The organism is Pseudomonas sp. GM30 (genome assembly GCF_000282275.2).
Taxonomy (GTDB): domain Bacteria; phylum Pseudomonadota; class Gammaproteobacteria; order Pseudomonadales; family Pseudomonadaceae; genus Aquipseudomonas.
On sequence record NZ_AKJP02000003.1, the window covers coordinates 194929 to 202719 of the forward strand.

The 7791-nt window shown below is 61.4% G+C and carries 9 protein-coding genes; 5 read left to right on the top strand and 4 right to left on the bottom strand.

Annotated features, from left to right (window positions below; all coding sequences use genetic code 11):
* Positions 1-25: 25 nt before the first annotated feature.
* Together tsaE and PMI25_RS03135 are read right to left on the bottom strand one after the other, a co-directional pair.
* Positions 26-496, bottom strand: a complete 471-nt coding sequence (gene tsaE / locus PMI25_RS03130) for a tRNA (adenosine(37)-N6)-threonylcarbamoyltransferase complex ATPase subunit type 1 TsaE (protein WP_007967425.1) — start codon at positions 494-496, stop codon at positions 26-28.
* On the bottom strand, positions 484-1983 hold the full coding sequence (locus tag PMI25_RS03135; protein ID WP_007967423.1) for an NAD(P)H-hydrate dehydratase: 1500 nt from the start codon (positions 1981-1983) through the stop codon (positions 484-486). Before PMI25_RS03135 ends, tsaE begins: the two co-directional genes overlap by 13 nt.
* Positions 1984-2046: 63 nt before the next feature.
* Here PMI25_RS03135 and queG point away from each other — a divergent pair, with 63 nt between their 5' ends.
* Positions 2047-3117, top strand: a complete 1071-nt coding sequence (queG, locus tag PMI25_RS03140; RefSeq protein WP_007967421.1) for a tRNA epoxyqueuosine(34) reductase QueG — start codon at positions 2047-2049, stop codon at positions 3115-3117.
* Positions 3118-3234: 117 nt separating this feature from the next.
* Here queG and PMI25_RS03145 read toward each other — a convergent pair whose 3' ends face one another.
* Entirely contained in the window at positions 3235-3846 is a 612-nt protein-coding gene (locus PMI25_RS03145) for a trimeric intracellular cation channel family protein (RefSeq protein WP_003221099.1), read from the bottom strand.
* Positions 3847-4005: 159 nt separating this feature from the next.
* The gene (orn, locus tag PMI25_RS03150) at positions 4006-4548 is read right to left on the bottom strand and encodes an oligoribonuclease (RefSeq protein WP_003221098.1); all 543 of its coding nucleotides are present in this window, start codon (positions 4546-4548) and stop codon (positions 4006-4008) included.
* A gap of 107 nt (positions 4549-4655) precedes the next feature.
* Here orn and rsgA point away from each other — a divergent pair, with 107 nt between their 5' ends.
* The 4 genes from rsgA (at position 4656) to PMI25_RS03170 (ending at position 7754) form a co-directional block, all read left to right on the top strand.
* Positions 4656-5687 (top strand): small ribosomal subunit biogenesis GTPase RsgA, encoded by a 1032-nt coding sequence (gene rsgA, locus PMI25_RS03155; protein WP_007950741.1) that lies wholly within the window; start codon positions 4656-4658, stop codon positions 5685-5687.
* A 212-nt stretch (positions 5688-5899) separates the two neighbouring features.
* Complete coding sequence (locus PMI25_RS03160) at positions 5900-6307, top strand: TIR domain-containing protein (protein WP_007967418.1); 408 nt, start codon at positions 5900-5902, stop codon at positions 6305-6307.
* A gap of 2 nt (positions 6308-6309) precedes the next feature.
* Complete coding sequence (locus tag PMI25_RS03165; protein ID WP_007967416.1) at positions 6310-7269, top strand: caspase family protein; 960 nt, start codon at positions 6310-6312, stop codon at positions 7267-7269.
* On the top strand, positions 7269-7754 hold the full coding sequence (locus PMI25_RS03170) for a toll/interleukin-1 receptor domain-containing protein (RefSeq protein WP_007967414.1): 486 nt from the start codon (positions 7269-7271) through the stop codon (positions 7752-7754). The genes PMI25_RS03165 and PMI25_RS03170 overlap by 1 nt, the downstream gene beginning before the upstream one ends.
* Positions 7755-7791: the final 37 nt, after the last annotated feature.

A 7791-nucleotide genomic window follows, 5' to 3' on the forward strand; every position in this document is an offset into this window, starting at 1 on the left:
GAAAGCGCATACCTAACCCCATCATTTAATTGGATTCCAATGCCAAAGCGGCACACCAGGCCTCGCCACGCGAGCCCTGGGATAAAATTTTCAGCGAACGCCCGCTGTCTTGCGGGCTAATGGTAATGGTCAGGTCAGGCTTTGGCAAAAAGCCTGCACCTTTATCGGGCCACTCGATCAGGCACAGGGCGTCATCTTCGAAATAGTCGCGGATGCCGAGAAACTCCAGCTCCTCCGGATCGACCAGGCGATACAGGTCGAAGTGGAAGGCACGCACATCGCCGATCTCGTAGGGTTCGACCAGAGTGAAGGTCGGACTTTTTACCGCGCCGACATGCCCCAACCCACGAATGATGCCCCGCGACAGGGTGGTTTTGCCCATGCCCAGATTGCCTTCGAGAAAAATCAGGCCGTGGCCTTGGGTAACGCGGGCGATCCGTGCGCCAAAGTCGCTCATGGCCTGCTCATCGGCCAGGTACAGGGTTACTTCAGACACGGTGCTTGCTCCTCCAACAACTGACGAATGACTGGAATCAGATCACTGGCCGCCAGTCCACGGCCGAATTTACCTTGTTGCGCGCCGGCATTGGCGTGCAGCCAGACTGCCAGGCACGCGGCATCGAAGCCGTCCATGCCCTGAGCCAGCAAAGCGCCGACCAATCCCGCGAGCACATCGCCCAGGCCAGCAGTGGCCATGGCCGGATGGCCCTGATGACACAGCGCCAGACGCCCATCAGGATGAGCGATCAAGCTGCCGGCGCCTTTCAGCACGACGACAGCCGAGTATTTTTTGCTCAATGCCCGCGCGGCGGCCGGGCGATCTGCCTGCACCTCAGCGGTACTGACGCCCAACAGACGCGCTGCTTCGCCCGGATGCGGAGTGATCACGCAATTCTCAGGCAGACGAACAAAACCGCTCGCCAGCAGATTCAATGCGTCGGCGTCCCATACCTGTGGCTGCGGCGCATTGGCGGCAGCGGACAACAGCGCCCGACCCCAGCTCGCCTGTCCGAGTCCCGGACCAACCACCAGCACCGAAACCTTTTCCAGCAGCCCCATCAACTGATTGGCCGACGACGTGCCGAGCACCATGACTTCCGGCATCCGCGTCAGCGCTGCCGGGACATGTTCCGCACGGGTTGCCAGCGACACCATTCCGGCTCCGCTGCGTAAGGCCGTTTCGCTACTGAGCAGAATCGCCCCGCCAAAACCCTGATCGCCACCAATCAGCAGCAAATGCCCGAAGCGCCCTTTGTGTGCAGCGGGCGCACGCGGGGCCAATCGTGGAAGATTAGCCGCCGAGAGACGCAGAGCGCTGACAGGAATGTCACGGTAAATGTCGGCGGCGGCTTGCAGATCGTTAAACACCAACGCCCCGACCTGATCCGCCGCATCCCCGGTGAACAGGCCGAGCTTCAAGCCGATAAAAGTCACGGTAAGGTCGGCATGAACCGCAACGCCGAGGACATGCCCGGTATCGGCAGACAGTCCGGAAGAAATATCCACCGCCACCACCGGCTGGCCACTGGCATTGATCGCCTTGATCGCAGCGGCGTACGGCTCTCGTACATCGCCGGCCAGCCCGGTGCCGAGCAAGGCATCGACAATCACCCCGCGCAGCTCGCTTTGCGCGGTCCAACCCTGCACGGCGACGCCATCGTTGATGGCCTGCGCATAAGCCTGTGCTGCATCGCCCTGCAAACGTTGCGGATCACCGACGGCCAGCACCCGCACCGCCCAACCGGCCCGGTGCGCCAGTGTGGCGATCAAAAAACCATCACCGGCGTTGTTGCCATGCCCGGCCAGCACGGTCATCTCGTTCGCCGACGGCCATTGCCGCACCAATGCACGCCAGGTCGCGTGCGCGGCGCGCTGCATCAATTCGAAGCCCGGCGTGCCCGCAGCGATCAGCCGCGCATCGAGTGCTCGCACCTGTGCGGCGCCATACAGCGCGTCGGGTAATTGATCTTTCGTGTGCGGCATGCGTCTTCGGGCTCCGATGTCTGGCAGAATTATACGCACCTCAGCTCCGGTTTCTCTCGCCTCATGTCCGCCATCACCACAGATCTGCCCGCCCTCGCCCAATCGATCAAGGATTGGGGCCGCGAGCTGGGCTTTCAGCAAGTCGGCATCAGCGGTCTGGACCTGGCCGAGCATGAGCAGCACCTGGAGCGCTGGCTCGCCGCCGGCTACCACGGCGAAATGGATTACATGGGCGCTCACGGCAGCAAACGCTCGCATCCGGAGGAACTGGTCCCGGGTACGTTGCGCGTGGTTTCGCTGCGCATGGACTACCTGCCCGGCGACACGCAAATGGCGCAAATGCTGGCGCAACCGGAGAAAGCCTACGTGTCGCGTTATGCCTTGGGCCGCGATTACCACAAATTGATCCGTAAACGCGTTCAACAATTGGCCGACAGGATTCAGGCCGAGATCGGCCCGTTCGGTTTCCGCGCCTTCGTCGACAGCGCGCCGGTGCTGGAAAAAGCCATCGCCGAGCAGGCCGGACTGGGCTGGATCGGCAAAAACACCCTGGTACTGAACCGCAAGGCCGGCAGTTATTTCTTTTTGAGCGAACTGTTCGTCGATCTGCCGCTGCCGGTAGACGAACCGCACAGCAGCGAACATTGCGGACGTTGCACGGCATGTCTGGACATCTGCCCGACCAATGCTTTCGTCGGCCCGTATGTGCTGGACGCCCGGCGCTGTATCTCCTACCTGACCATCGAACTGAAAAACGCCATCCCCGAAGACCTGCGCCCGCTGATCGGCAACCGCGTGTTCGGCTGCGACGACTGCCAGATCGTCTGCCCGTGGAACCGCTTCGCCCGACCCTCCGGGGAAAGCGATTTCAAGCCACGGCACAATCTGGACAACGCCGAACTGGCCGAGCTGTTCCTGTGGGACGAGGACAAATTTCTCAGCAGCACCGAAGGTTCGCCGCTGCGCCGCGCCGGTTATGAGCGTTGGTTGCGCAATCTGGCGGTCGGGCTGGGCAACGCGCCGTCGAGCATTCCGGTGCTGGAGGCCTTGAAGGCGCGCCGTGACTACCCATCAGAGCTGGTGCGTGAACATGTCGAGTGGGCGCTGAGACAGCACGCTGAACGCACTACTTAAATGGGGTATTTCAGAACAAAATACCCTCTTCAGACTTTATTTTTTACCCCCATTTAGAAGCGCGGCATCTATGCAATATTCCCGACAGAATATTTCCATGCCCCCGTCAGGGTGACGTCAAGGTGCGTCGTTGTAGACGAACTTGGGCATTTCCCAATGGAAACGGATCGCCAGCAACCGCAGCAGAAAACCGCCGAACAAGGTGATCAGGATCGCCTGCTCGCTCGGTACATTCAGGTACAGGCAGAGCATGTAGCACCACGCGGCGGCGAACGAGACGCTGGCGTACAGTTCGCGACGGAAGATCAGCGGGATGTCGTTGCAGAAAATGTCACGCAGGATGCCGCCAAACACCCCGGTGATCACGCCGCTGACCGAGGCCACCAGCATGCCGTGGCCCATTTCCAGTGCGGTCATGCAACCGATCAGGGTGAACGCCACCAGACCGACCGCATCGAGCACCAGAAACAGCGAGCGCAGATGACGCATCCAGCGGGCGGTGAACACGGTGAGCATTGCGGCGGCCGAGGTCAGCACCAGGTATTCCGGGTGTTTGACCCACGTCAGTGGATAGTGCCCGAGCAATACGTCACGCACCGAACCGCCCCCCAGCGCCGTGACGCAGGCGATCAGCACCACCCCGAACCAATCCATGCCGCGCCGTCCGGCAGACAGCGCGCCGGTCATGGCTTCAGCGGTAATGGCGATCAGATAGAGCATCAGCAACATGGCGGCGGTCCTGGCAGGAAGGCGCGCAGTCTAGCCATTTCAGCGCCGCACCAGAAGAGGGCGGTAAGCGCCCCCCTCAAACCTGTGGCGAGGGGATTCATCCCCGATGGAGCGCGAAGCGCTCCCCGCTACAGTTTCACCAAATGGCCCGGTGAAACATCAGAACTTGATGAAATGCTTGCGGTAGTGCTGCAGCTCGGCGATCGACTCGCGGATGTCGTCCAGCGCCAGGTGAGTGCTGCCCTTCTTGAAGCTGTCGCGCACGTCCGGTGCCCAGCGTGCAGCCAGCTCTTTGAGCGTCGACACGTCGAGGTTGCGGTAGTGGAAGTAGCTTTCCAGCGCTTTCATGTGGGTATAAAGGAAGCGGCGATCCTGGCAGATGCTGTTGCCGCAGATCGGCGACTTGCCTTTCGGGACCCATTTTTCCAGGAAAGCGATGGTTTCGGCCTCGGCCTCGGCCATGCTGATGCGGCTGTCACGCACGCGCTGGGTCAGACCCGAGTTGCCGTGGGTGCGGGTGTTCCACTCGTCCATGCGGGCGAGCACTTCGTCACTGTGGTGAATGGCGATCACCGGGCCTTCGGCCAGGGTGTTCAGGTCACTGTCGGTGACGATGGTGGCCATTTCGATGATGACGTCGTTTTCCGGATCCAGACCGGTCATTTCCAGGTCGATCCAGATCAGGTTCTGCGGGTTTTGCATATTCGGGCTCCTAGGCAATGCTGCGCAGTTTAGCCTAGGCCGGTGCCCGGGCGTGCTAAACTCGCGGCCGTTTTACCTAATCGCTGCATTCTTCAGACGGAACACCCATGGCCAAACGCCAACTCAATCGTCGTCAAAACTGGCGCATCGAAAAGATTCAGGGCGAGCGCGCCGCGCGCGCCGCCAAACGCGAGTCCTCGGCGGTCGAAGCCCTCGAGGGCGGCGATCTGGGCCCTGAGCAACACGGCCTGGTGATCGCCCACTTCGGTGTGCAGGTCGAGGTCGAGGCCGTGGACGGCGAACTGGCCGGCCAGGTTTTCCGTTGCCACCTGCGCGCCAACCTGCCGGCGCTGGTGACCGGTGATCAGGTGGTCTGGCGTGCCGGCAACCAGGGCATCGGGGTGATCGTCGCGCAACTGCCGCGCACCACCGAACTGTGCCGCCCGGACAGCCGTGGCCAGCTCAAACCGGTGGCGGCCAACGTCGACATGATTGTCATCGTCTTCGCGCCACTGCCCGAGCCGCACGCCAACCTGATCGACCGCTATCTGGTCGCCGCCGAACACGCCGGCATCCGCCCGTTGCTGCTGCTGAACAAATTCGACCTGATCGACGAGCAGAACGCCCCGGCGCTCAATGCCCTGCTGGCGGTGTACCGCACGCTGGGTTATCCGGTGCTGGAAGTCTCGGCGCATCACGGCAACGGTATGGAGCAGTTGCAGAAACAGCTCGACGGGCGCATCAGCGTATTCGTCGGCCAGTCCGGCGTCGGCAAGTCGTCGTTGGTCAACAGCCTGCTGCCGGAAGTCGAAACCCGTGTCGGCCCGTTGTCGGAGTTGTCCGGTCAGGGCACGCACACCACGACCACCGCGCGCCTGTTCCACTTCCCTGGCGGTGGCGAGTTGATCGATTCCCCGGGTATCCGTGAGTTCGGCCTGGGCCACGTCAGCCGCGCCGACGTCGAAGCCGGCTTCATCGAGTTCAACGACCTGCTCGGCACTTGCCGTTTCCGCGACTGCAAACACGATCGCGAACCCGGTTGCGCCCTGCTCAAGGCCCTGGAAGACGGCCGCGTGCAGCAGCAGCGAATGAACAGCTACCGCTCGATCATCGCCAGCCTGCCGGAAAACGGCTACTGAACATCTGCACCGGCAGCCCCTCGCCCGGGGGCTGCCGGATGTCGGACCACGCCTGACACATCCTCCGACCATTTAAACATCAGACCTTTCTGACAGGCTCGCTCGCGCCTGCTTGCAGGACATTTCTCTTTCCGCGCGCAGACCTTGCGGGCGCCTTCCAGATGCCTAGATTGGGTTGTTCCTTCGCACCTTCGCGACCTTCGAGGAACCCCATGCAGACCTACCATTTGTTCATCAGCCATTCGTGGAACTACTCCCACGCCCACGACAATCTGGTACGCCTGCTCGGCGCCAGACCGGATTTCAGTTTCAAGAATTTTTCCGTGCCGCCGCACAACCCGATCATGGGCGCGCAGACCGACAGGCAGCTCGAAGAAGCCATCGAGAACAAGATCCGTCCGTGCTCGGCGGTGCTGATCATGGCCGGGATGTATTCGACCTACAGCAAATGGATCAACAAGGAAATCGAGATCGCCAGGCGCATGGGCAAAGTGATCATCGCGATCAAGCCGTTCGGCGCCGAGCGCATTTCCACGGTGGTACGTGAGGCGGCGCACGCCGAGTGCGCGTGGAACACCAACAGCATCATCGGCGCGATCCGTCAGCACACGGCGGTGTGACCATGCGCAAGGGACTGTTTATCGGCATCAACCACTACGCGCACGTTTCGCCCTTGAGCGGTTGCTGCAACGACGCCATGGCCATGGCGTCCGTGTTGAAGACCGACGCCAACGGTGATCCCAACTTCAAGAACTTGGTGCTGACCTCGGCTGAGGACGACCTCGGCCGAGGCAAGCTTGAAGACCAGATTCGCGAGCTGTTCTCCGGCGACTGCAACGTCGCGCTGCTGTACTTCGCCGGGCACGGCGGCTTCGACAGCGACAACGATGAAGGCATGCTCCTGCCGCAGGACTATCGCAGCGCCAAGGACGGCATCCGCATCAGCGACATCCTCAACTGGGCCGCCAAAGCCACGAAAATCAAAAACAAAGTGATCATCCTCGACTGCTGCCAGAGCGGCGCGGCCGGCGAAGTGCGCGCCTTGCGCAGCGAAAGCAGCGTGGTGGGCGAAGGCATGACCATCCTGACCGCCTGCAAAAAGGAAGAGCCGGCCCTGGAGGGTGCGCAGCATGGCGTGTTCACCGGTTTGCTGTTGCAGGCCCTGCACGGCGGTGCGGCGAACATTCTCGGCAAGATCACTCCGGGCAGCCTGTACTCCTTCGTCGACAATGCGCTCGACGCCTGGGAGCAGCGCCCGGTGTTCAAGACCAACGTCTCGCAGTTCATCTCCCTGCGTGAAGTCTCGCCGCTGATCCCCAAGGAGATCCTGCGCAAACTGCCGGAATGGTTCGCCGAAGCCGAATCGACGTTCCGCCTCGCCCCCAGCTACGAACCCACCGAAGCGACGTTCGACCCGGAACACGGCGAGGTCTTCACCCAGCTGCAAAAGTGCAATCGCCACAGCCTGATCGAACCGGTCGATGCCGAACACATGTATTACGCAGCCATTCATTCCACTGGCTGCCGCCTCACGGCGCTCGGCGCCTATTACCGTGAACTCGCCCTCAAAGGACACTTCTGATGCCCGTATTCATTAGCTACCGCCATATAGATCGCCCGCAAGCCATGGCGATCAATGCCCAATTGATGCAGGCCAACATCAAGACTTACCTCGATGTGCTCGACCCGGAATCGCAGACCACCGACGACATCACCGGGGTGATCACCCGCAATATTACCGAATGCACGCACCTGCTGGCGGTGGTGTCGGAGAAGACCGCGTTGTCGTGGTGGGTGCCGTTCGAAATCGGCGAAGCGACGATCAGCAACCGGCGGATCTGCTCGTTCCGCACCGGGCAGGCAAAGCTGCCGGAGTATCTGGACAAGTGGCCGAAACTGAGCACGGCCAGTGATCTGAATTTCTTCATCGATGCCTATCGCGAAGAGGTCTCGAGCAAGCGCTCGATAGCGCTGGATTCGAGCAACGAATCCTTCAGCGGTACCTATAAGCGCAACGCCGATCTTTTCCATGAACAACTGAAAAATCGGATTCGGCGCGGTTTCTGAGGCCAATCGACAGCCACAAAAAAACCGACATCACTGT